The organism is Faecalibacterium sp., assembly GCF_052358865.1.
Classification (GTDB): Bacteria; Bacillota; Clostridia; order Oscillospirales; family Ruminococcaceae; genus Faecalibacterium; species Faecalibacterium butyricigenerans.
The window spans coordinates 1-22,157 of the sequence record NZ_DAWCVJ010000041.1 but is presented as its reverse complement, the minus strand read 5'-3'; the positions used below and the strand labels follow the sequence as shown (position 1 = coordinate 22,157).

The window sequence follows — 22,157 nt, the reverse complement described above, 5'->3', positions numbered from 1 at the left end:
CGGCATACGAGCTGTCGCTCCGGCTCGTGGGCTCGGAGATGTGTATATGGGACAGGAGATGGGCTCCTCGCGGGCCTGCATGGCGTCGGTGTTGCCCTTGATGGTTTTGATCTTGCCGTTGTGGAGGATGAAGCGGTTGGGGTGGGCGCGCATCCAGCTGGGGTTGGTGTTGGTGGAGAAGCGGCTGTGCACCATGCCGATGGCGGACTCGTAATCCTCGTCCTGCAAGTCGAGGTAGAACAGGCGCAGGTCGTGGACGAGGAACATCCCCTTGTACACGATGGTGCGGCTGGACAGGCTGGGCACATAGGTGCCGTTGCTGGCCTGCTCAAAGACCCGGCGGACGATGTAGAGCTTGCGGTCGAAGTCGATGCCCTTGCTCACCTTGGCGGGCTTTTTGATGAAGCACTGCCAGATGGAGGGCATACAGTCACGGGCTTTCTGACCCACAGCGTCGGGGTCTACGGGCACGGCGCGCCATGCCAGAAACTCAAGGCCCTCTTTGCGGGTCACAAGCTCGAACAGCTTCATGGCCTGCGCCCGCAGATGCTCGTTCTGGGGGAAGAAGAACATACCCACGCCGTATTCGCGCTCGTTGCCGAGGCTGATGTTCAGCTCGTCGGCCACCTTCGTGAAGAAGCGGTGGCTGATCTGCAGCATGATGCCGACGCCGTCGCCGGTCTTGCCCTCGGCGTCCTTGCCGGCGCGGTGCTCAAGGCGCTCCACGATGGACAGTGCATCGCTGACGGTCTGGTGGCTCTTGCGGCCCTTGATGTCCACAACCGCGCCGATGCCGCAGGCGTCGTGCTCGAACTGGGGGTCATAGAGGCCCAATGGCCCTTTTTGCTCCGTGAAATTTTCCATAGACTTTCCCATCCTTTTTTCGATTTTCCGGAGGCTTATCCTGGCAGTGCTGCGGCACAATCCGCAGCGCCCCTCTGTGCCGATAAAAAGAAAAGGCGTCCCAGATGGGTCGGCAAAGACACATCTGGAACGCCCTTGTTCCGGATAACAACACTATTATACAAAGGTGTTGAAATAGATTCAAGTGACAGCTGCACCAAAGCTGGGTACACGGCGGCGGTTCTTCTTGTGAAAAACAGACACGCAGAGTAGGAAATAGTATGCCTTTTCCGGCTCAGTGCCGGCCCAGACAGGCGGCAAGATCGTCCTCCGGCGTGGTGATGGGCCGGAGGTCATACTTCTCCTGCAAAACAGCGGCCACCCCGGGGGAGAGGAAGGCGGGCAGGGTGGGGCCGAGACGGATGCCCCGGATGCCCAGCGCCAGCAGGGCCATCAGCACACAGACCGCCTTCTGCTCGAACCAGCAGAGGATGATGGAGAGGGGCAGCTCGTTGACCGAGCAGTCAAAAGCTTCGGCCAGACCCAGCGCGATACGGATGGCACTGTAGGCGTCGTTGCACTGGCCCACGTCGAGGATGCGGGGCAGACCCGCCACCGTACCCAGCGGCAGGTCGTTGAGCCGGAACTTGCCGCAGGCCAGCGTCAGGATGACGGTGTCGGGCGGGGTCAGCTTGGCAAAATCCGTGTAGTACCGGCGGGAGGGGCGGGTGCCGTCGCAGCCGCCGATGAGGAAAAAGTGCCGGATGGCACCCTCGTGGACGGCTTGGACGATCTCCTCCGCATGGCTCAATACGGCATGGTGGGCAAAGCCGGTGGCGACCACACTGCCGCCGTTCATGCCCGGGATGAGGGTGTCCTCCGGGTAGCCGCCCAGCTCAAGCGCCTTGGCAATGACCGGCGAAAAATCCCGGTCCTCCCCGATGTGGGTGACGCCGGGATAGGAGACGACAGAGGTGGTGAATACCCGGTCGGCATAGCTGGGCCGGAGGGGCATGATGCAGTTGGTGGTGAAGAGCACCGGTGCAGGGATGTCCTCAAACTCCCGCTGCTGGTTCTGCCATGCGGTGCCAAAGTTGCCTTTCAGATGAGGAAAGCGCTTTTTCAGCTCCGGGTAGCCGTGGGCAGGCAGCATCTCGGAGTGGGTGTAGACATTGATGCCCTTGCCCTCGGTCTGCTCCAACAGGCACTTGGCGTCGTAGAGGTCGTGGCCGGAGATGACGATGAAAGGCCCTTTCTCGATGGTCAGGGACACCTCCACCGGTTCCGGGTCGCCAAACGCGCCGGTGTTGGCCTTGTCCAGCTCAGCCATGACCCGGCAGGCCATCCGCCCGGTGTCCTCCACCAGCTGGAAGAGCTTGTCCTTGTCCCGCTCCTGTGCGATGGCCCGCAGCGCCGTGCAGAAAAACAGGTCGATCTCGCCATCGGTATAGCCCAGCACCCGCGCGTGGTAGGAGTAAGCTGCCATGCCGCGCAGCCCAAAGAGGACAAAGGAGCACAGGCTCTTCCGGTCGGGGTCCGGCTCCTGCCACAGCTTCTGCATATCGTAGTCGGACACTGGTGCAGGTGCAGGGCTGGCCGAGGCAAAGGCTTCCTGCTTGGCCTTCCAGACCTTATCGGTCAGCTGCGCCACCGTCTGGGGGTCGAAATCAACATTGGTGATGGTGGTGAACAATCCTTCCGTCAGCAGGAGTGCCTGCGGGGGCCGGATGGGTCTGCCGATGTCCAGCAGCAGGGTGGCAAAGCCGATGAGTGCCCCGGTGAGCTTGTCCTGCGCGTCGGCTGTCTCGGCTGATTTGCCGCAGACACCCGCTTTTCCGGTGCAGGCCGTGCAGTTTGCCGCCTGCTCGCATTGATAACAGAACATCATTTCGTCCATGCAAAAACCTCTTTTCGTTTGATGAAAGGAGTATGAGCGGGGCGGCAGACGGTTATGCAGGCAGGCGGGGCAAACCAAAAAAAGCCGCACCCTCGCGGATGCGGCCCTTGCTGTTTTTTGGGGAAAAGCTTAGTAGGTGATGCCCTGAGCCATCATAGCGGTGGCGACCTTCAGGAAGCCGGCGCAGTTTGCACCGACCATCAGGTTGCCCTCGGAGCCGGCAGCCACAGAAGCGTCATAGGAAGCGTGGAAGATGCCCTCCATGATGCCCTTCAGCTTTGCATCGACCTCCTCAAAGGTCCAGCTCAGACGCTCGGAGTTCTGGCTCATCTCCAGACCGGAGGTAGCCACGCCGCCGGCGTTGGAGGCCTTTGCGGGTCCGTACAGGACGCCGTTGGACAGATAGACCTCGATGGCCTCGGGAGTGCTGGGCATGTTAGCGCCCTCGCAGACCACGGTGCAGCCGCCCTTCACCAGAGCCTCTGCGGACTCCTTGTTGATCTCGTTCTGGGTAGCGCAGGGCAGGGCGATGTCGCAGGGGACAGTCCAGACCTTGGTGCAGTCAGCAACATAGGTCGCATCCTTGTGGGTCTCAGCATACTCCTTGATGCGGCCGCGGCGGACTTCCTTCAGATCCTTGACGTAGGCCAGATCGATGCCGTTGGGGTCGTAGACATAGCCGTTGGAGTCGGACATGGTGACGACCTTGGCACCCAGCTGGGTGGCCTTCTCGCAGGCATAGATGGCGACGTTGCCGGAGCCGGAGATCACCACGGTCTTGCCCTCGAAGCTGTCGTTGCGCATACACTTCAGAGCCTCAGCGGTGAAGTAGCACAGGCCGTAGCCGGTGGCCTCGGTACGGGCCAGAGAGCCGCCGAAGGTCAGGCCCTTGCCGGTGAGCATACCGCCCTGAAAACTGTTGGTCAGGCGCTTGTACTGGCCGAACATATAGCCGACCTCGCGGCCGCCGACGCCGATGTCACCGGCAGGGCAGTCCACAAACTGGCCGATGTGGCGGTACAGCTCGGTCATGAAGCTCTGGCAGAAGCGCATGACTTCCATGTCGCTCTTGCCGTGGGGGTCGAAGTCAGAGCCGCCCTTGCCGCCGCCCATGGGCAGGGTGGTCAGGCTGTTCTTGAAGATCTGCTCGAAGCCGAGGAACTTCAGGATGCCCTGATTGACAGAAGGGTGGAAGCGCAGGCCGCCCTTGTAAGGGCCGATGGCGCTGTTGAACTGGACGCGGTAGCCGCGGTTCACCTGAACCTTGCCCTGATCATCGACCCAAGGCACACGGAAGGAGATGATGCGCTCCGGCTCGACCAGACGCTCGATGAGGCCGGCCTTCTCGTACTCGGGGTGCTTCTCCACGACGGGCTGGATGCTCTCCAGCACCTCACGGACAGCCTGCAGGAACTCAGGCTCGTTGGCATTGCGCTTCTCGAGGCCCTCGTAGACACGCTTCAGATATTCATTCGTCAGCATAGTAAGATACTCCTTTTCCCTTAACTCTATCGTGTAGCTCTATTATGAGGCCCCAGCTCTCCCGTCTCCACGGCAGGGACAGTGAACCTCAGCACACTTCGTTATTATAAAGCTTTATCCGCCGATTTACAAGATGGCCCGCCCTGCAAAAGCTGGAAAATCTTTCAAAAAAGCTACAGAAAAGATGAACATACTTCACAAAAAAGAACGGGTGCTTCAAAAAGCGGCGATAACGCCTGATTTTGCGAAAGAATAAAAATCCCCCTGCACCGGCCCGGGAAGGGCGGTGCAGGGGGGATAAGTCTTACTTCAGCAGCTTCTCGCAGGCGTCAGCGGCACCCTCGAGGAACTGTCCGCCGTAGGTCTCGATCATGCCGGCGTCGGACAGCGCGGCCAGCTGGGGGTCGATGGGGCACTTGGCCAGCACGGGCAGGTGGTGCTTTGCGGCCACCTCGTCCACATGGCTGTCGCCGAACACATTGATGTGCTTGCCGCAGTCGGGGCAGACGATGTAGCTCATGTTCTCGACGATGCCCAGCATGGGCACCTTCATCATCTCGGCCATGTTCACAGCCTTGGCGACGATCATGCTCACCAGCTCCTGCGGGCTTGCCACGACCACGATGCCGTCCACAGGCAGGCTCTGGAAGACGGTCAGGGGCACATCACCCGTTCCCGGAGGCATATCCACGAACAGGAAATCGACGTCCTTCCAGACCACATCGGTCCAGAACTGCTTGACCGCACCGGCGATGACGGGGCCGCGCCAGACGACGGGGTCCTCTTCGTTCTCCACCAGCAGGTTGATGCTCATGACGTCGATGCCCATCCGGCTCTGGATGGGCCAGCAGCCCTTGTCGTCCGCCATGGCGCGGCCATGGATGCCGAACAGCTTCGGGATGGACGGGCCGGTGATGTCGGCGTCGAGGATGCCGCAGTGGTAGCCGCGGCGTGCCATGGCGCAGGCCAGCAGGGCGCTGGTCATGCTCTTGCCGACGCCGCCCTTGCCGGACACGACGCCGATGACCTTCTTGACGCTGCTGTTGGGGTTGGGGGCGTCATGCTGGGGTGCAGCATTGCGGGAAGAACACGCTGCCCCGCAGTTGGAGCAGTCATGGGTACATTCTTCGCTCATTGTCTCATTGCGCACGGCCGTGGTACCGGGGTGCGCTTCCTCCTTGCATTCTTAGATCCTGTCTGGCAGAAAACGCTCCGCCAGATACAATATATATCATATCATAAAACTGGGAAAGAAACAACCCACGCCGCCGCTCATATTTCCCAGAGCGGCGTGCATACCTATAAAAAAATACGAGCAGGAAAGGGAGGGGGCGCAGTGGGAAAGAGCTATCTGAAAAACGCAGCCCTGATGACCGGAGCAGATGTCCTGCTCCGGCTGGCGGGGATGGGGCTGCGCATCTGGCTGGCGAACGCGCTGGGCGGCGAGGGGATGGGGCTGTATCAGCTGGTGCTGGCGGTCTACTCGCTTTTCGTTACGCTGGCGACGGCAGGCGTATCGGTGGCGGCCACCCGCCTGATGGCCGAAGAGCTGGCCCGAAGCCCGGCCGAGGCCCGGGGGATGCTGCGCCGTCTTCTGCTGGCGGGGGCCGGGCTGGGAGTGGCGGCGCTGGCGGCCCAGTTCGGTCTGGCCGACCTCGCCGCACGGTGGTGGCTGGGAGATGCCCGGGCGGCGGGGGCGCTGCGCGTCTCGTCGCTGGGCCTGCCGTGGATGGCGGTGTCGTCGGTGCTGCGGGGCTTTTTCATCGCCCGGCGGCGGGTCGAGCCGAATGTCCTGAGCCAGCTGGCTGAGCAGACCGTCCGCATCGGCATCGTCTGGGCCGCGCTGGGCCGGGCCGACGCTCTCGGATGGGATGCGGGGCAGCGCTGTACGGCAGTGCTGGGCGCAACGGCGGCCAGCGAGGCCGTCAGCACCGGTCTGATGGCCCTGTTCTACTGCCGGGAGGCCCGCCGCTGCTTCGGCTCACAGCCTGTACAGCGTCCCCATGACCCGGGGAGGCGGCTCTGGGACATCCTCTGGCCGGTGGAGGGCGGGCGATGTCTCGCCAGTGCCCTCCACACCGCCGAGAATATGTTGGTCCCGGCCTGTCTTGCAGTCTATCTGCAATGCTCCGGCGGGCGTGCCGAGGCTGTGACCCAGTACGGAAATCTGAAAGGGATGGCCCTGCCCCTGCTGACCTTTCCCTTCGGGCTGCTGGGGAGTCTGTCCGTCCTCCTGATGCCCGAGATCACCCAAGCCCATCTCCGGGGGCAGAGCAGGCGGCTCTCCGTCCTCATCGACCGGATGCTGCGGCTCACAGGCTATTTTTCGGCGCTGGCGGGGGCGGCATTCTGGGTGTGGGGACAGCCGCTGGCCGAGGCACTCTACGGCAGCGCGGAGGCGGGCAGCTATCTCGTCATCCTCGGCCCGGCCATGCCGCTGATGTACCTCGAGAGCATGGTGGACGGCGCGATGAAGGGGATGGGAGAGCAGAAAGCCGTCTTCCGGTACAGTATGTGGGACTCCTGCCTCCGCATCGCGGGGGTGGTGCTCCTGCTGCCCCGGTTCGGGATGAAGGGATTTCTCTTCGTGATCCTCCTGTCCAGCCTCTACACCTGCGCCGCCAACACCGGGCGGCTGCTGTCCAGCTGCGGCCTGCCGCTGCGACTGTGGCGGTGGCTGGGGGCGCCGGGTCTTGCGGGGACGGTCGGTGCCGGAGCGGGGCTGGCGCTGCGGAAGCTCCTGACCCCATGGCTGGCGAGAGGAGTGCCCGCGCAGCTGGCGGCGGTGGCGCTGGGCGGTGCGGGGATGATGCTGGTCTGCTTTGCGGCGGCATGGCCGCTGGGCCTCGGCGAGGAGCTGCGGGACGTGGCGGCAGGGGAGAGAAGACACAAAAGCGCTGGACATGGGGAGAAGAATCGAGTATAATGATACAGATACGATGGGGCGATAGGCCCTTGGGTCGAAAAAACGGCGGCTGGCGTCTCTCCGACACCGGCCCTGATGCAAAAGAGGACTTTTTGTGAAGGAAAAGAAAACAAGTATGCTGCAGGTGCTGGCCCGCCGGGCCTTTCTGGTGGTGCTGGACGCAGCCATCGTAGCCTTCAGCTTTTATTTTGCGCTCCTGCTCCGCGCAGACGGCGCAGTCGAGGCCTCATGGTGGCCTCACAACCGCGCCCTGCTCTACGCGAACCTGCCGTGGATCGTGGCGGTCTATCTGCTCAGCTTCTTGGGCGGGAGGCTCTACACCATCCTCTGGAAATACGCCGGAGAGCGGGACCTCATCCGTCTGGCTGGGATGATCGCTGCCCCGACGGTCGTGGTGTATCTGGTCAACCGCTGCTTCATCCATGGCGTGCTCTTCAACTCGGCCAACGCGATGGCTTCGGTGCTCATCTTCCTGCTCGTCGGCGGGAGCCGTCTGGCGTGGCGGCTCTTCCTGAACCACCCGCTGGGCGAGCGGCTGCGGGGCAATACCAGCAAAGACCCCAACCGCCCTGTGATGATCGTGGGCGCGGGCGAGGCCGGTGCGTGGGCCATCAACGTCTGCAAGAGCAACGGCAGCTACGGCCACCCGGTGGTGGCGGTGGACGATGACCCCGCCAAGCTGGGCCAGACCATCCACGGCGTCCCGGTGAAGGGTACGCTGGAGGAGATCCCCGACCTGTGCACCCGCTACAGCATCCACACCATCATCATTGCCATCCCGACCCTGCGGGGCAGCCGCCTGAACCATGTCATCGACCTCTGCGTCTCCACCCACTGTGCGGTGCAGATGCTCAGCGACCCCCAGCTTGTGGGGGCAGGCGCACCCCAGCAGGGGGCGTTCCGTGAGCTGAATACCGCCGACTTCCTCTCCCGTGAGGAGGTCACGCTGGACACGGCCCAGATCTCGGGCTACCTCACCGGCAAGACCGTGCTGGTGACGGGCGGCGGCGGCAGCATCGGCAGCGAGCTTTGCCGTCAGGTCATGCGCTTCAGACCCGCGAAGCTGCTCATCTTCGATATTTACGAGAACTGCGCCTACGAGCTGCAGATGGAACTGCAGCAGAAGTATGGCCGCGATGTGCCCATCACGGTGCTGGTGGGTTCCATCCGGGACAAGGCCCGTCTGGACGAGGTCTTTGAGACCTACCACCCCACGGTGGTGTTCCACGCCGCGGCCCACAAGCACGTCCCGCTCATGGAGATCAGCCCCGCCGAGGCCGTCAAGAACAACGTCTTCGGCACCAAGAACCTGCTGGTCAGTGCCAGCGAGCACGGCGTGGAGCGGCTGGTGCAGCTTTCCACCGATAAGGCCGTCAACCCCACCAGCGTCATGGGCTGCACCAAGCGCCTGTGCGAGATGCTCATCCAGACCTTTGCGGGCAACACCGACATGAAGTGCGTGGCCGTCCGCTTCGGCAACGTGCTGGGCAGCCACGGCAGCGTCATCCCGCTGTTCGAGGCGCAGATCAAAAAGGGCGGCCCCGTCACCCTGACTGACCCCAACATCGAGCGCTATTTCATGACCATCCCGGAGGCCGCACAGCTGGTGCTGCAGGCCGGCGCATTGGCTGAGAGCGGCAGCATCTATGTGCTGGATATGGGTGAGCCGGTCAAGATCATGGATCTCGCAAAGCAGCTCATCCGTTTCTACGGCTATGAGCCGGGCGTGAATATGGACATCAAGATCGTGGGTCTCCGCCCCGGCGAGAAGCTCTACGAAGAGCTGATGATGGACGAGGAACAGGACAAGATGCGCCGTACCGGCCACAATAAGATCTTCGTGGCTCCGCCCCGGAGCATCGACCTTGGCGAGTTCTATCAGCAGCTTCAGGAGCTGTCTGCCGCCGCCGAGCACAACGACGACAACGTCGTGGCCCAGCTGGCCAAGATGGTGCCCACCTTCACCCCTACCCGGGAGAACCTCAAGCTGTGAACTGCTGGCTGCACGGCATTCGGCCGTGTAAAAATATATGAGAGGGATGTATATCATGGAAAAGAAACCGTTTTTGACTGAGTCGATGGCTCAGGACATCATTCAGGACGTGCCCACCCCCTTCCACGTCTACGACGAGAAGGGCATCCGGGAGAACGCCCGCCGCATCAACAAAGCCTTCAGCTGGAATAAGGGCTTCCGCGAGTATTTCGCGGTCAAGGCTCTGCCCAACCCCGTCATCCTCCAGATCCTGAAGGAAGAGGGCTGCGGCGTGGACTGCTCCTCCCTGACCGAGCTGATGCTCAGTGAGGTGTGCGGCTTCAGCGGCAGCGACATCATGTTCTCCTCCAACCAGACCCCCGTGGAGGACATGAAGAAGGCCTACGAGCTGGGCGCTTATATCAACCTCGACGACGCCACGATGGTGGACTTCCTCGACCGGGTAGCCGGTGTGCCGGAGAACATCTTCTGCCGCTACAATCCGGGCGGCACCTTCCAGTTGGGCGAGAGCAAGGAGGGCTTTCAGGTCATGGACAAGCCCGGGGATGCCAAGTACGGCATGACCGAGGAGCAGATGATCGACAGCTACAAGAAGCTGGCTGCAAAGGGAGCCAAGAACTTCGGCATCCACGCCTTCCTCGCTTCCAACACCATTTCGGACGCCTACTACCCCGAGCTGGCCGCGATCCTGTTCCAGCTGGCGGTTCGCGTCCAGAAGGCCACCGGCGTCCACATCGCCTACATCAACCTGTCCGGCGGCGTGGGCATCCCGTACCGTCCTGAGCAGACTGAGAACGACATCATGGCCATCGGCGAGGGTGTCCGTAAGAAATTCGAGGAGATCCTGGTCCCTGCCGGGATGGGCGATGTCGCCATCTTCACCGAGATGGGCCGCTTCACCACCGGCCCCTACGGCGCGCTGGTGGCAACTGCCATCCACGAGAAGCACATCTACAAGGAGTACATCGGTCTGGACGCCTGTGCGGCCAACCTGATGCGCCCCGCCATGTACGGCGCTTACCATCACATCACGGTGCTGGGCAAGGAGAATGCCCCCTGCGACCACAAGTATGACGTAGTGGGCGGCCTGTGCGAGAACAACGACAAGTTTGCCATCGACCGGATGCTGCCCAAGATCGACATCGGCGACATCGTGTATATCCACGACACCGGTGCACACGGCTCTGCGATGGGCTACAACTACAACGGCAAGCTGCGCAGCGCCGAAGTCCTGCTCTGCGAGGACGGCTCCCACCGTCTCATCCGCCGCGCCGAGACCCCCCGCGATTACTTTGCAACGCTGGACTTCCTGCCCTTCATGAAGCCGCTGCTGGGCGAGTACGACGACTAAGCGGTCTTCTGAGACCATTACACCAGAATAAAGCGAGGAACGACGCAGATGTTTTTTGGATTCCAACTCACCTGTGGCCTGATGCTGGTCTTTTACGGGTATTCGGTCATGAAAAATCCCCGGGTCTGGGGCGATCAGGGCCGTCAGGCCGTCAAGGCTGAAAATTTCCCCGAGTACTGCCGTCAGAACGGACTTTTCTTCCTGAAGGCGGGCTTTCTTATGGCCCTCATCGGTGCACTGGACGCACTGGTAACGCTTTCGGGCCTGCTGTACGTCCTGCTGTACCTGTTCGGGCTGGCTTTCGCGTTCTATCCGCTCACCCGCTGGTGCAAAGAGAACGAAGGCTTTTCGTGGCCATGGCCTCGCGTCGAGAGCGAGAAAAAGCGCATCAAAAAGCTGCGTCAGCAGCAGGAGGCCGAAAAGGCGGAACGAGAAGAAAAGTAAATAGCAAAAAAAGAGGCTGCTTTTATAGCGGCCTCTTTTTGTTTTCTTAAATCAAACCATTTTCTTTGCAGTAGTGATAAATGCCGTCTTCAGCGCAGGGACGACAGACCACGCTGGCAATGGCTTTCAGGTCGGGGGAGGCGTTGCCCATGGCCACACTGTGGCCGACGGCCTGAAACATTTCTATATCGTTGTTCCCATCGCCGAAGGCCATCGCATCTTCCTTTGTCAGGCCGTAGTGGGCCAGTACCTTCCGGATGCCTGCGCCCTTGCCGCCCGAGGTGGGGATGATGTCTACGGCCCTGTCCCACCACGCGGCGATCTTTGCGCCGGTGGTGCCCTTGAGGATGGCGGGCCAGTCGCTTTCGCGGCAGCCCATCAGCAGCTGGAAAACTTCACCTCGGGAGACTTCGTCGAACTTATCGGAAATGACCGGCGCTCGTCCGCCGATGGCGTAATATGCCGTTAAATCGTCATCCGTTCCGTTGGAGAGCAGCTGTGTCCGTCCTGCGACCGACACCGGACGACCAAGCGCTGCGGCGTTTTGGATCAGCGTCTGCACATCCTGCGGCGGGATGGGGCTGGCAAAAATATCTCCGCGACGGTCGTAGCAGTAGGAGCCGTTGTAGGTAAGAAAGACGTCGAACTCCACGCCGTCGAATCTCGGCACGATGAGAGGGGAACGCCCGGTGGCGATGGCCAGCAGGATGCCGTTTTGCTGTAAGCGGCGCAGAGCATCCAAAGTCGGCTTGGTGATGCGCTTTTTCTCCATGTCGATGAGAGTGCCGTCGATGTCGAAAAAGATGATGCGGGGCTTGCGCATAATGTGTGACTCCTGTAAAATATTGAATTTATATTAGACCATGAGAAATAAGAAATTCTTTGGCTTGCTTATACGCGTAGGTGCGTTTACTTCCACCGGAAAGTGAATAACCAAGTGATTTGGAATATTTGGAACCAAAAAAACGCAAATCAGCGCCATAATAATTCTCATCAAGAGATTTATGAAATTTTGAATCATCCTTCACGGATTCGGCAAAAGAATAAAAAAGATCTTTATAACGGCAACGATTTAAATTTCCACTGACTGAATGATCGATGTCGCGATATACACAGAAAATAAAAAATGCTGTACGGTCCAGCTCATCTAACTGTGCGAAAACAATATCGTATAGCATTCGTTTTCCACTATAGTAAGAAACACTAATGTGCATTTCATCAGCAAAATGAAAAAGCTCTGGATTAGGAATCCTATCATGATCGACATATCTGGAAATCAAAGCGGATGCATCATAAAAAGACAAAACAGCTGGAACAGAATTACCGTGATCCAGCGCGAGATCATAGAGATAATCTAGTTGAGCTGTGCTTGGAGAAGATGGAATTTCACGGGAATAGGTTATGGGCTGTTCATATCCTAATTTAATAATACTGTATAATACATCTTCATCTTTGAAAATCCGGATATGGCGTTTAGTGCGCATTCTTCCGGTTTTGGTAAACTTCCCAGAAAAGGTATAATCGGAATAGTTAAGATTGCAGTCAGATAAATCGGAATAAAGCTGAGGATAAGAATCGTAATAATCGTTATCGTCATCAAATTTATTTGGTGACGATTTAGAATAAGAAACGGTTTTTGGGGAACTGGATGAAGAGAAAAAAGTGTTGAATAGAGAAGAAAAGAACCCCATAAAAACATCCCTTCCAGTTTAATCTGGCTTACTTATGAGCTGTGGGCTGGCCCACGATGTCGTAGATGTCACGCCCGGCAAGCGCCTCAAAATGTGCCTTGATGGCGAGGTTGATGTCCCATTTGTTCTGCGGATAATCGCCATAGCGGCGACGGACATCCTCCATCCGCTCGATGATGTCCATTACGCCGTCAGCTCCGGCCAGCGAGTCGCAAAGCTGAATCAGGCGGTCGTATTCGTCGTAGACCATTGTTGCAAGGCGGTTTTCAATGAGCGCCGTTTCTTCGGGGCTGGTGTCCCGATTGCCGACGTAATCTTCCAGCGACTGGTCGTTGAAGGAGTGGCTCAGGCAGACCCGCGCCACCTCGTCGTACCCCAGCGAGAGCATATAGCGGCAGCCATCCACGACATGGCCGAGATGCCGCTTACCGTATCGCCGCCCGATGTCGTGGAGGAGGCCCAACACATAGGCCTTGTCCGCGTCCAGTCCGCAGGCGGCGGCGATGACCTCGGCGCAGTGGGCTGCTGTGCGGCTGTGGTCGCCCCACGGGCCGGGGTTGTGCAGCTCGGCCTCTGTCAAAAGGGCCTCGGCGGTCTTGCGGTCAGGATACATCAGAACGCCTCCTTATAGTGCGTCGATGTCGGCCTGTAGTTTCTCGTAGAATTTCCCCAGATGGAGACCGTCGATGAAGCGGTGATTGACCTCCAGCGACATCCCCAATTTCTTGCAGCCATTTTCCTCGCCATATCTGCCCCATGTGATGCGGGGGATGTTGTCGTCCCGGTCAAAATCCCGCTCGTTGGTGCAGCCGGTCAAATCAAACCACGGTGTGCAGGAGATATAGATGAGGTTGTCGTTCTCTTCGTCCTGGTCAAGAAGGGTCTTCTGGGCAGCGCTTCTCGCCTGTGCGGAGGCACAGAACTCCGCAATGCCACCGACTTTTGGCAGGGTGACGATGTGAAACTGCTCACTGCCGGGTTTCAGGTCGGTCAGACTGGGAATGCGCTCATCCAGCAGCCACACCTCGCCGTCCCGGATGGCGTAGCGGAAATTCTTCACGCTGTTCACGGCGTCCGTCACGAGATACCCCATCGCGTAATAAAACGACAAATGCCGCTCCTTGACATAGCGGTAAAGGTTTGTTACATCCACCCGGAAGGTGACGCTGTAAAAAGGGTGGGAAACAGCGGAGAAAAACTCGAACAATTCAGCCCGCTCCCAGTGGGTCCTATCGACTTTTTCCATCTTGCTTCTCCTCGGCGGGGGCCTGCTTATTTTTATCCAGCGCGTCGAACTGCTTTACGATCTGCGGGTCTTTCAGTTTGATGACCTTGCCGGAGAGGTAGTGGAGGGTATTTTCCTCGGGAATGTCGAGGAAGCTGATACGGACGGCGCAGAGGGCCTGCGTCTTGGTGCCGGTGCGCTCGTTCATCTTCCGGTTGCCGTATTTGATGTCGCCCAGCACCGGCTTGCCCAGATAGGCCAGATGGGCACGGATCTGATGGGTGCGGCCGGTGATGAGGCCGATGCGGCAGAGGGCGAAGGGGCCTGCCGTCCGCAGTACATCCACATCGGTGATGATCTGCTTGCGGCGCTCGTCCTGGGACTGGTGGGCGTGGATGCTCACCTTGTTGTTCTTTTCGTCGTGTTCCCACCACGCGGTGAACCGTCCGCTCTGAGGGATGCCCACGGTAATGGTGTAGTACTCTTTTTTGAGCAGGTCGGTGCGGATGATCTCGTTCATGTCCCGGAGGGCGGCGTAGCTCTTGGCCGCGATGACGAGGCCCTCGGTGCCCCGGTCGAGGCGGTTGCAGATGCCGGGCTTGAAGCGGTTCTCGCCCTGCGGGTCGTATTCGCCTTTTTGGGCCAGATACTGGGTAAATGCGCCCACGAGATTCGCGTCGCCGGTGCGGTCGCTGTGGCAGAGCAGGTGGGTGGGCTTGTAGAGAACGGCGATGTTCTCATCCTCGTAGATGACCGTCACCTTGGGCTGGTTCTGCTGTTTCTTGGGGGCAGGCTTATGGGCAGGCTTTGCACCCTCCGGCGGGAAGAACTCGTCGTTGATGTACAGCTCGATGAGGTCGCCGGCTTTGATGCGGTCTTCGGGCGCACCCTTTTTGCCGTTGACCTTGATGCGCTTGTTGCGGAAGCTCTTGTATAAGAGGCTGGTAGGGAAGTCGCGGGTCACGCTCTGGACAAAGCGGGAGAGGCGGACGCCCTCGTCGTTGGCGGTGGCAGTGTATTGTTTCATAAAAGCATATCCTTTTTTGTTTTCTGAAAAGATGTCGTTTGTCTTTTTGCCGAAGCCCCCCTACAAGGAAAGCTGGAGAGGAGCCTGCGATGAGACTGAGAGGGCTGCTTCTACCTTATAATAATCTACTCTCCCCATGAAGTCAACGCAGAATATTTTCGGTCGGCTCTTGTCTTTTGCTGAAAATGGGGTACTATAAAAGAAACGACTGCAATGCAAAGGAGCACAGCTATGGCGGGACAGAACATAAGCCACGAGGGACACCGACAGCGGATGCGCACCCGGGTGGAACAGTACGGGCTGGAAAGCCTCGCACCCCACGAAGTGCTGGAATACCTGCTCTACATCACCAACGCCCGCCGGGACACCAACGGCATCGCCCACGCGCTGCTGGAGCGGTTCGGCAGCTTTACCGGGGTGCTGGAGGCCAGTGAAGAAGAGCTGTGCAGTGTGGCGGGCATCGGCCCGGCCAGCGCCCGGATGCTGCATCTCCTGCCCGAGGTGAGTCGATACTATGAGCACGACCGCACCAGGACCGAGGGTGCGCTGACGACCACCGAGCGGCTGGTGACTTACCTGAAGCCCCGCTTCGCCGGGGCAAGGCAGGAGAAGGTCCTGCTCCTCTCGCTGGACAGCCGCAGCCGGGTAAAGGGGGTCTGCTGGCTGAAAGAAGGGAACAGCCGGATGGTGGGTCTGGAGGTGAAGGATGTTGTCTCGGCGGCGCTCCGAGGCGGGACGGAGAGTGTTGTGCTCTGCCATAATCACCCGAACGGTGTGCCGCTGCCCTCCCGGGAAGACCTTGCCGCCACGGAAAACATCGTCCGTGCGCTGGGGCTGGTGAAAATACGCCTGCGCGACCACATCATCATCGCGGAAAATGAGTATTTTTCCATGCGGGAATCCAACCGCCTGCCCTTCTACGACTTCGAGACCGGCACAATGTTACGCCCATATGGAAGAGAATGATTTACATTATAAAATAATTGTGGTATAATAGCGCTACGACATACAACTAATCGTAGTTTCAAAAAGGAGGGCTTTTTGTGGCAGAGGAAAAATTCCATCTGGTGTCGTCCTACGCCCCCACGGGCGACCAGCCGCAGGCCATCGCCCAGCTGGTGGAAGGGGTAGAGCGGGGCGACCGCTGCCAGACCTTGCTGGGCGTCACCGGCAGCGGCAAGACCTTCACGATGGCGAATGTCATCGCCCAGTGCAACCGTCCCACGCTGGTGCTGGCCCATAATAAGACGCTGGCGGCTCAGCTCTGCACCGAGTTCCGCTCGTTCTTCCCGGACAATGCTGTGGAGTATTTCGTCTCCTACTACGACTACTACCAGCCGGAGGCCTATATCCCCAGCACCGATACCTATATCGAGAAGGACAGTGCCATCAACGACGAGATCGACCGTCTGCGCCACTCGGCCACGGCGGCGCTGTCGGAGCGGCGGGATGTCATCATCGTGGCGTCGGTGTCCTGCATCTACTCTCTGGGCGACCCTATTGATTACCGCAGCATGGTCATCAGCCTGCGGCCCGGGATGCAGATGGAGCGGGACGAGCTGTGCGAGAAGCTGGTGACGCTGCAATATGAGCGGAACGACGTCAACTTTATCCGCAATAAATTCCGCGTCCATGGGGACATCGTGGACATCTATCTGGCCTATATGAGCGAGCTGGCCATCCGGGTGGAATTTTTCGGCGACGAGATCGACCGCATCACCGAATTCAACCCCCTCACCGGCGCAAAACAGAACGTGGTGAAGCACGTTGCCATCTTCCCGGCCAGCCATTATATCGTCAGCGCCGACAAAAAGGCTGCGGCCATCGAGAAGATCCGGGCAGAGTGCGACGCGCAGGTAAAGCAGTTCACCTCGGAGGGTAAGCTCATCGAGGCCCAGCGCATCCAGCAGCGGACGAACTACGACATCGAGATGCTCACCGAGGTGGGCATCTGCAAGGGCATTGAGAACTATTCCGCTGTCCTGTCGGGCCGCGCGCCGGGTAGTATGCCCACGACCCTGCTGGACTATTTCCCGGAGGATTTTCTGCTCTTCGTGGACGAGAGCCATGTCACCCTGCCGCAGGTGCGGGCCATGTACGGCGGAGATTATGCCCGCAAAAAGACGCTGGTGGAGTACGGCTTCCGCCTGCCGTCGGCCTTCGACAACCGCCCCCTCAAGTTTGAAGAGGTGGAATCCAAGCTCAACCAGATGATCTTCGTCTCGGCCACCCCCGGCGAGTACGAGCGCCAGAACAGCACGCAGGTGGCCCAGCAGGTCATCCGGCCGACCGGTCTGCTCGACCCGCTCATCTCGGTGCGCCCGGTGGAGGGGCAGGTGACAGACCTCTTGGGCGAGATCAATGCCCGCATCCAGCGGCATGAGCGCGTCCTTGTCACGACCCTGACCAAGAAGATGGCCGAGGACCTGACGGATTACTTCACCGAGCAGGGGATAAAGGTCAAGTATATGCATCACGAGGTGGACACCTTTGAGCGGATGGAGATCATCAAAGACCTCCGCCTCGGCACCATCGACGTGGTGGTGGGCATCAACCTGCTGCGTGAGGGCCTCGATCTGCCCGAGGTGAGCCTTGTGGCCATCCTCGACGCCGATAAAGAAGGCTTCCTCCGCAGTGAGACCAGCTTGATCCAGACCATCGGCCGTGCGGCCCGCAACGCAGAAGGTCTGGTCATCATGTACGCCGACGAGGTGACGGACAGCATGGACCGCGCCATCACTGAGACGGAGCGCCGCCGCGCCATCCAGACGGCCTACAACGCCGCGCACGGCATCGTGCCCAAGACCATCGTGAAGGCCATCCCGGACAGCATCGAGATCAGCGACAAGGCCGAGAACGCCAAGATGAACACCCGGCGGATGGGCAAGCTGGAGCGGGAAGCCGCCATTGACCGCCTGACCCGGGAGATGAAGGAGGCGGCGAAGCTGCTGGAATTTGAGCACGCGGCCTTCCTGCGCGACCAGATCGACCGTCTGCGCCGGGGCGAGAACCCCACCGTGGATTCCTCGGCGGAGACAGAGCGGAAGCAGAACCATGCACAGACACAAAGAAGAGGGAGAAAGTACCTTGGCAAACGATAAAATAGTCATAAAGGGTGCGCGGGAGCACAACCTGAAAAATGTAAATCTGACCCTCCCGAGGGAAAAGCTCATCGTCATGACCGGCCTGTCCGGTTCGGGCAAATCGAGCCTCGCCTTCGACACCATCTACGCCGACGGCCAGCGCCGCTATGTGGAGAGCCTGTCCAGCTATGCCCGGATGTTCCTTGGCCGGATGGACAAGCCCGATGTGGACGAGATCACTGGCCTGTCACCGGCCATTTCCATCGACCAGAAGACCACCAGCCACAACCCTCGTTCTACCGTGGGCACTGTGACCGAGATCTACGATTACCTGCGCCTTCTGTACGCCCGTGTGGGCGTGCCCCACTGTCCGGTCTGCGGGCGGGTCATCAGCCAGCAGACCGTGGACGAGATGGTGGACGCCGTCCTCAAGCTGGAAGAGGGGACGAAGTTTCAGGTCCTTGCCCCCGTCGTCCGCCAGCGCAAGGGCACCCAGCAGAAGGAGCTGGAAGCCGCCCGCCGCGCTGGCTATGCCCGCGTGAAGATCGACGGCAACCTGTACGATCTAGACGAGGAGATCACGCTGGAAAAGAACATCAAGCACACCGTGGAGGTGGTGGTGGACCGCCTCGCCCTGCGCAAGGGCATCCGGGGCCGTCTGGCGGACTCGCTGGAGACCGCCCTTGCCCTCACCGGCGGCGTGGCCGAGGTGGACGTCATCGGCGGCGAGTGCATGACCTTCAGCCAGAATTTCGCCTGTCCGGAGCACGGCATCTCCATCAGTGACCTGTCGCCCCGTCTCTTCTCCTTCAATAATCCGCTGGGCGCCTGCGAAAAGTGCACCGGCCTCGGCACCTTCATGCGGGTGGACGAGGAGCGCATCCTGCCCAACCGGAATCTTTCCATCCGGGAAGGGGCCATCAAGGCCAGCGGCTGGTACTACGCCGAAGGCTCTGTGTCGGAGATGTACTATCTGGGTCTGGGCAAAAAGTACGGCTTCACGCTGGATACGCCGATCAAGGATATGAGCACTGAAGCCGTCAACGCCCTGCTCTACGGCACCAACGGTGAAAAGATCGAGATGCACCGGACCAACGAGTTCGGCAGCGGTGTTTATTACAACACCTTTGAGGGCATCGTCGAGAACCTTGAGCGCCGCTTCCGGGAGACCAACAGCGAGTGGATGAAGGAGGAGATCGGCAGCTTTATGTCAGGTGTCGAGTGCCCCGACTGCCACGGCAAACGCCTCAAGCCGGTGGTGCTGGCGGTGACCATCGGAGACAAGAACATCAGCGACTTCTGCGAGCTGTCCATCCGGGACGAGCTGAAGTTCATCGCCGACAATGAGCCGGAACTGACCGAAAAACAGAAGCAGATCGGCGGCCAGATCATGAAGGAGATCAAGAACCGCCTGCAGTTCTTGCAGAGCGTGGGACTCGACTACCTCACGCTGGCCCGGGCGGCAGGCACTCTGTCCGGCGGCGAGAGCCAGCGCATCCGCCTGACGACCCAGATCGGCAGTGCGCTCTCCGGCGTGCTCTATGTGTTGGATGAGCCGTCCATCGGCCTGCATCAGCGGGACAATGATAAGCTCATCGCTACGCTGAAAAATCTCCGCGACCTTGGCAATACGGTCATCGTGGTCGAGCACGATGAGGATACCATGCGCAGCGCGGACTATATCGTGGACGTCGGCCCCGGCGCAGGCGTCCATGGCGGTGAGATTGTGGCTGCTGGCTCGGTGAAGGACATCTGCAAGGCCAAGCGCAGCATTACCGGCGACTATCTATCGGGCCGCAAGCGCATCGAGGTGCCCCAGACCCGCCGCACCGGCAATGGCAATTTCCTCACGGTGAGGGGGGCACGGGAGAACAACCTGCGGAATATTGATGTGAAGTTCCCGCTGGGAGAGTTTATCTGCGTGACGGGCATCTCTGGCTCGGGCAAATCGAGCCTCATCAATGAGATCCTGTATAAGACGCTGGCCTGTGAGTTGAACGGCGCACGTTCCCGCGCAGGCAGATGCGATGGGGTAGAGGGCCTCGAATTTGTGGATAAGGTCATCGGCATCGACCAGCAGCCCATCGGCCGGACACCCCGCTCCAACCCGGCCACCTATACCGGCGTCTTCAACGACATCCGCACCGTCTTTTCGCAGACACAGGACGCCAAGATGCGGGGCTATGGCCCGGGACGGTTCAGCTTTAATGTCCGGGGAGGCCGCTGCGAGGCCTGCGAGGGCAACGGTATCCTCCAAATCGAGATGCACTTCCTGCCTGATGTCTACGTCCCCTGCGAGGTCTGCAAGGGTGCACGTTACAACCGGGAGACGCTGGAAGTCAAATATAAGGAAAAGACCATCTCCGACGTGCTGAACATGACAGTGGAGGAGGCAGTGGTCTTCTTCGCCAATCAGCCGAAGATCGCCCGCAAACTGCAGACCCTGCTGGATGTGGGGTTGGGCTATGTCACGCTGGGACAGAGCGCCACGACCCTTTCGGGCGGCGAAGCCCAGCGCGTCAAGCTGGCCAATGAGCTGGCCCGCCGCAGCACCGGCAAGACCGTGTATATTCTCGACGAGCCGACTACGGGCCTCCACATCGCGGATGTCCACCGCCTCATCGAGGTGCTGCAGAAGCTGGTGGATGCGGGCAATACCGTCATCGTCATCGAACACAACCTCGACCTCATCAAGTGTGCCGACCACATCATCGACCTCGGTCCCGAGGGCGGAAGCGCCGGCGGACTCATCGTGGCGGAGGGAACACCCGAGCAGGTGGCAGAGGTACCGGAAAGCTTTACCGGCCAGTACCTCAAGCCGCTGCTGGACAAGGACGCCCGCCTCCGCGCAGAGGGAAAATAAGGATACAGAAGCAGACAGAGCCGCAGCCCCCGAAAGGACTGCGGCTCTGTTGTTTAAAAAAGCTTCGGATAAAATAAAAAAGCTCCTCAGTCGAGCTAACCCGAAGGTTGTTCGACTGAGAAGCAAATGGTCCAGCAAGACTGGACAAATCCGAACTTTTTCCCTCTGCCGAATCGGCGGTCAAAGTGTCCTCAAATCGGACGGTTTGGGTGCCATCCTTGTAGTTAAATGTAATCAACATCCTATCATCATACAGGAAAATGGCATTTACAAAAATTTCAATTAGCGCTTTCCGCTGTTTTTTCTGCGAAATATCGAATTTTCTAAATTTCAGCAACCAGAATCGAATAAAATCTTCGTTGAAGCTGGGCTTCTTCAACTTTTCATCTGCAATTTTTGCAGTCAGCTCATCTTTCTGAATTTCCAGCGCTTCCAGACGCTCTTTCGTTGTCCGGGTGTACAAGCCGTCCTCGATGGCCTTCATCAGGTTGTCCAGCTTTTTGTTAACCTCTCGCAGTTGCTTTTCCAGCAGCGGAATCGTGGTGTTTTCCTGATTCTGGACATCCATGACGAGCTGAACGATCTTGTCGATCACCGCATCGTCCTGAATCAGCTTCATGGTCTCCCGAACAACCAGATCTTCCAGCCAGTCCTTCTGCACGGTCTTTTTGTTGCAGCCCTTGCGCCGTTTGACGTTGGCGCATTTATAATAATAGTAGGTGCGTCCGGTGGCGCTGGTTCCGCTTTCGCCGAACATCAGTGCACCGCACTTACCGCAGAACAGCTTGGTGGTCAGCAGATATTCCTCGTCTGCCTTGCCACAGGCAGGGGCACGCTTGTTCTTATCCAGACGCTTCTGCACCCGGTCAAACAGGTCTTTCGGAACAATAACCGGAATTGCATCCGGCACAACGATATCCCGGAAAGACAGTTCGCCAATGTACCGACGGTTCTTCAGCATGGTATTCACGCTGCTGTGGGTCATTTTGCCGCCCAGCATATTGCGGACACCCTTGTCGTTGAGAAAGTTTACGATCTCCACCATCTTATCGCCGTTGTCATACCGCTGAAATGCTTCCAACACCAGCGGAGCGGTCAGCGGGTCAAGATGATAAAACTTTTCCTCGTCGATTTTGTAGCCAATGGTTCCTGTGCCGCCAGTACATTTCCCTTTCAGGGCGTTCTCGGTCTGACCACGGATCACCTTTTCGGACAACTCAGCGGAATAGTATTCCGCCATACCTTCCAACAGTGTTTCCACCAGAATGCCCTGTGAGCCCTCGGCAATGGGTTCCATAACGGAAATCAGGTGGACACCGTTCTTTTTCAGGA

Annotated in this window: 16 protein-coding genes and 1 pseudogene; 7 read left to right on the top strand and 10 right to left on the bottom strand. The window is 59.3% G+C overall.

Annotation, left to right across the window (positions count from 1 at the left end; genetic code table 11):
• The 4 genes and pseudogenes from ACT8X9_RS08055 to ACT8X9_RS08040 all read right to left on the bottom strand — a co-directional run.
• Positions 1 to 864 (bottom strand): annotated as a pseudogene (locus ACT8X9_RS08055) (glutamate synthase subunit alpha); the annotation flags it as partial.
• Between the two features lie 274 nt (positions 865 to 1,138).
• Positions 1,139 to 2,740, bottom strand: a complete 1,602-nt coding sequence (gene hcp / locus ACT8X9_RS08050) for a hydroxylamine reductase (protein ID WP_444268659.1) — start codon at positions 2,738 to 2,740, stop codon at positions 1,139 to 1,141.
• A gap of 129 nt (positions 2,741 to 2,869) precedes the next feature.
• Positions 2,870 to 4,222: an NADP-specific glutamate dehydrogenase gene (gdhA, locus tag ACT8X9_RS08045; RefSeq protein ID WP_444268658.1), complete on the bottom strand. Its 1,353-nt coding sequence runs from the start codon at positions 4,220 to 4,222 to the stop codon at positions 2,870 to 2,872.
• Positions 4,223 to 4,526: 304 nt separating this feature from the next.
• Positions 4,527 to 5,357 carry an Mrp/NBP35 family ATP-binding protein gene (locus ACT8X9_RS08040; RefSeq protein WP_174235897.1) on the bottom strand — a complete coding sequence of 277 codons (831 nt, stop codon included), beginning with the start codon at positions 5,355 to 5,357 and terminating at the stop codon, positions 4,527 to 4,529.
• A 201-nt stretch (positions 5,358 to 5,558) separates the two neighbouring features.
• Here ACT8X9_RS08040 and ACT8X9_RS08035 point away from each other — a divergent pair, with 201 nt between their 5' ends.
• The 4 genes from ACT8X9_RS08035 to ACT8X9_RS08020 all read left to right on the top strand — a co-directional run bounded on the left by ACT8X9_RS08035 (position 5,559) and on the right by ACT8X9_RS08020 (position 10,936).
• The gene (locus ACT8X9_RS08035) at positions 5,559 to 7,148 is read left to right on the top strand and encodes an oligosaccharide flippase family protein (RefSeq protein WP_444268657.1); all 1,590 of its coding nucleotides are present in this window, start codon (positions 5,559 to 5,561) and stop codon (positions 7,146 to 7,148) included.
• Between the two features lie 94 nt (positions 7,149 to 7,242).
• Positions 7,243 to 9,141, top strand: coding sequence for a polysaccharide biosynthesis protein (locus tag ACT8X9_RS08030; RefSeq protein ID WP_444268656.1), 1,899 nt, complete (start codon positions 7,243 to 7,245; stop codon positions 9,139 to 9,141).
• A 55-nt stretch (positions 9,142 to 9,196) separates the two neighbouring features.
• A complete protein-coding gene (locus tag ACT8X9_RS08025; protein WP_227620011.1) occupies positions 9,197 to 10,492 on the top strand; it encodes a diaminopimelate decarboxylase in 1,296 nt (431 codons plus the stop codon).
• A 48-nt stretch (positions 10,493 to 10,540) separates the two neighbouring features.
• Positions 10,541 to 10,936, top strand: a complete 396-nt coding sequence (locus ACT8X9_RS08020; RefSeq protein ID WP_227620010.1) for a hypothetical protein — start codon at positions 10,541 to 10,543, stop codon at positions 10,934 to 10,936.
• Positions 10,937 to 10,982: 46 nt separating this feature from the next.
• Here ACT8X9_RS08020 and ACT8X9_RS08015 read toward each other — a convergent pair whose 3' ends face one another.
• From ACT8X9_RS08015 to ACT8X9_RS07995, 5 genes are read right to left on the bottom strand one after another with little or no spacing between them, the layout of a single operon-like run.
• Positions 10,983 to 11,759: a Cof-type HAD-IIB family hydrolase gene (locus tag ACT8X9_RS08015; RefSeq protein ID WP_444268655.1), complete on the bottom strand. Its 777-nt coding sequence runs from the start codon at positions 11,757 to 11,759 to the stop codon at positions 10,983 to 10,985.
• A 28-nt stretch (positions 11,760 to 11,787) separates the two neighbouring features.
• A complete protein-coding gene (locus ACT8X9_RS08010; RefSeq protein ID WP_444268654.1) occupies positions 11,788 to 12,627 on the bottom strand; it encodes a hypothetical protein in 840 nt (279 codons plus the stop codon).
• A gap of 28 nt (positions 12,628 to 12,655) precedes the next feature.
• Positions 12,656 to 13,240 carry an HD domain-containing protein gene (locus ACT8X9_RS08005; protein ID WP_444268653.1) on the bottom strand — a complete coding sequence of 195 codons (585 nt, stop codon included), beginning with the start codon at positions 13,238 to 13,240 and terminating at the stop codon, positions 12,656 to 12,658.
• Between the two features lie 12 nt (positions 13,241 to 13,252).
• On the bottom strand, positions 13,253 to 13,873 hold the full coding sequence (locus ACT8X9_RS08000) for a CatA-like O-acetyltransferase (protein ID WP_444268652.1): 621 nt from the start codon (positions 13,871 to 13,873) through the stop codon (positions 13,253 to 13,255).
• The gene (locus ACT8X9_RS07995) at positions 13,857 to 14,879 is read right to left on the bottom strand and encodes an RluA family pseudouridine synthase (protein ID WP_444268651.1); all 1,023 of its coding nucleotides are present in this window, start codon (positions 14,877 to 14,879) and stop codon (positions 13,857 to 13,859) included. Before ACT8X9_RS07995 ends, ACT8X9_RS08000 begins: the two co-directional genes overlap by 17 nt.
• A 231-nt stretch (positions 14,880 to 15,110) precedes the next feature.
• On the opposite strand from ACT8X9_RS07995, the gene ACT8X9_RS07990 reads away from it, so the two are divergent.
• The 3 genes from ACT8X9_RS07990 (at position 15,111) to uvrA (ending at position 20,825) form a co-directional block, all read left to right on the top strand.
• A complete protein-coding gene (locus ACT8X9_RS07990) occupies positions 15,111 to 15,845 on the top strand; it encodes a JAB domain-containing protein (protein ID WP_444268650.1) in 735 nt (244 codons plus the stop codon).
• A gap of 77 nt (positions 15,846 to 15,922) precedes the next feature.
• The gene (uvrB, locus tag ACT8X9_RS07985; protein WP_444268649.1) at positions 15,923 to 17,980 is read left to right on the top strand and encodes an excinuclease ABC subunit UvrB; all 2,058 of its coding nucleotides are present in this window, start codon (positions 15,923 to 15,925) and stop codon (positions 17,978 to 17,980) included.
• Positions 17,967 to 20,825: an excinuclease ABC subunit UvrA gene (uvrA, locus tag ACT8X9_RS07980; RefSeq protein ID WP_444268648.1), complete on the top strand. Its 2,859-nt coding sequence runs from the start codon at positions 17,967 to 17,969 to the stop codon at positions 20,823 to 20,825. Before uvrB ends, uvrA begins: the two co-directional genes overlap by 14 nt.
• Here uvrA and ACT8X9_RS07975 read toward each other — a convergent pair.
• Positions 20,776 to 22,157 (bottom strand): recombinase family protein (locus ACT8X9_RS07975; protein ID WP_444268647.1); only part of this gene is annotated, 1,382 nt, incomplete at its 5' end. The genes uvrA and ACT8X9_RS07975 overlap by 50 nt on opposite strands.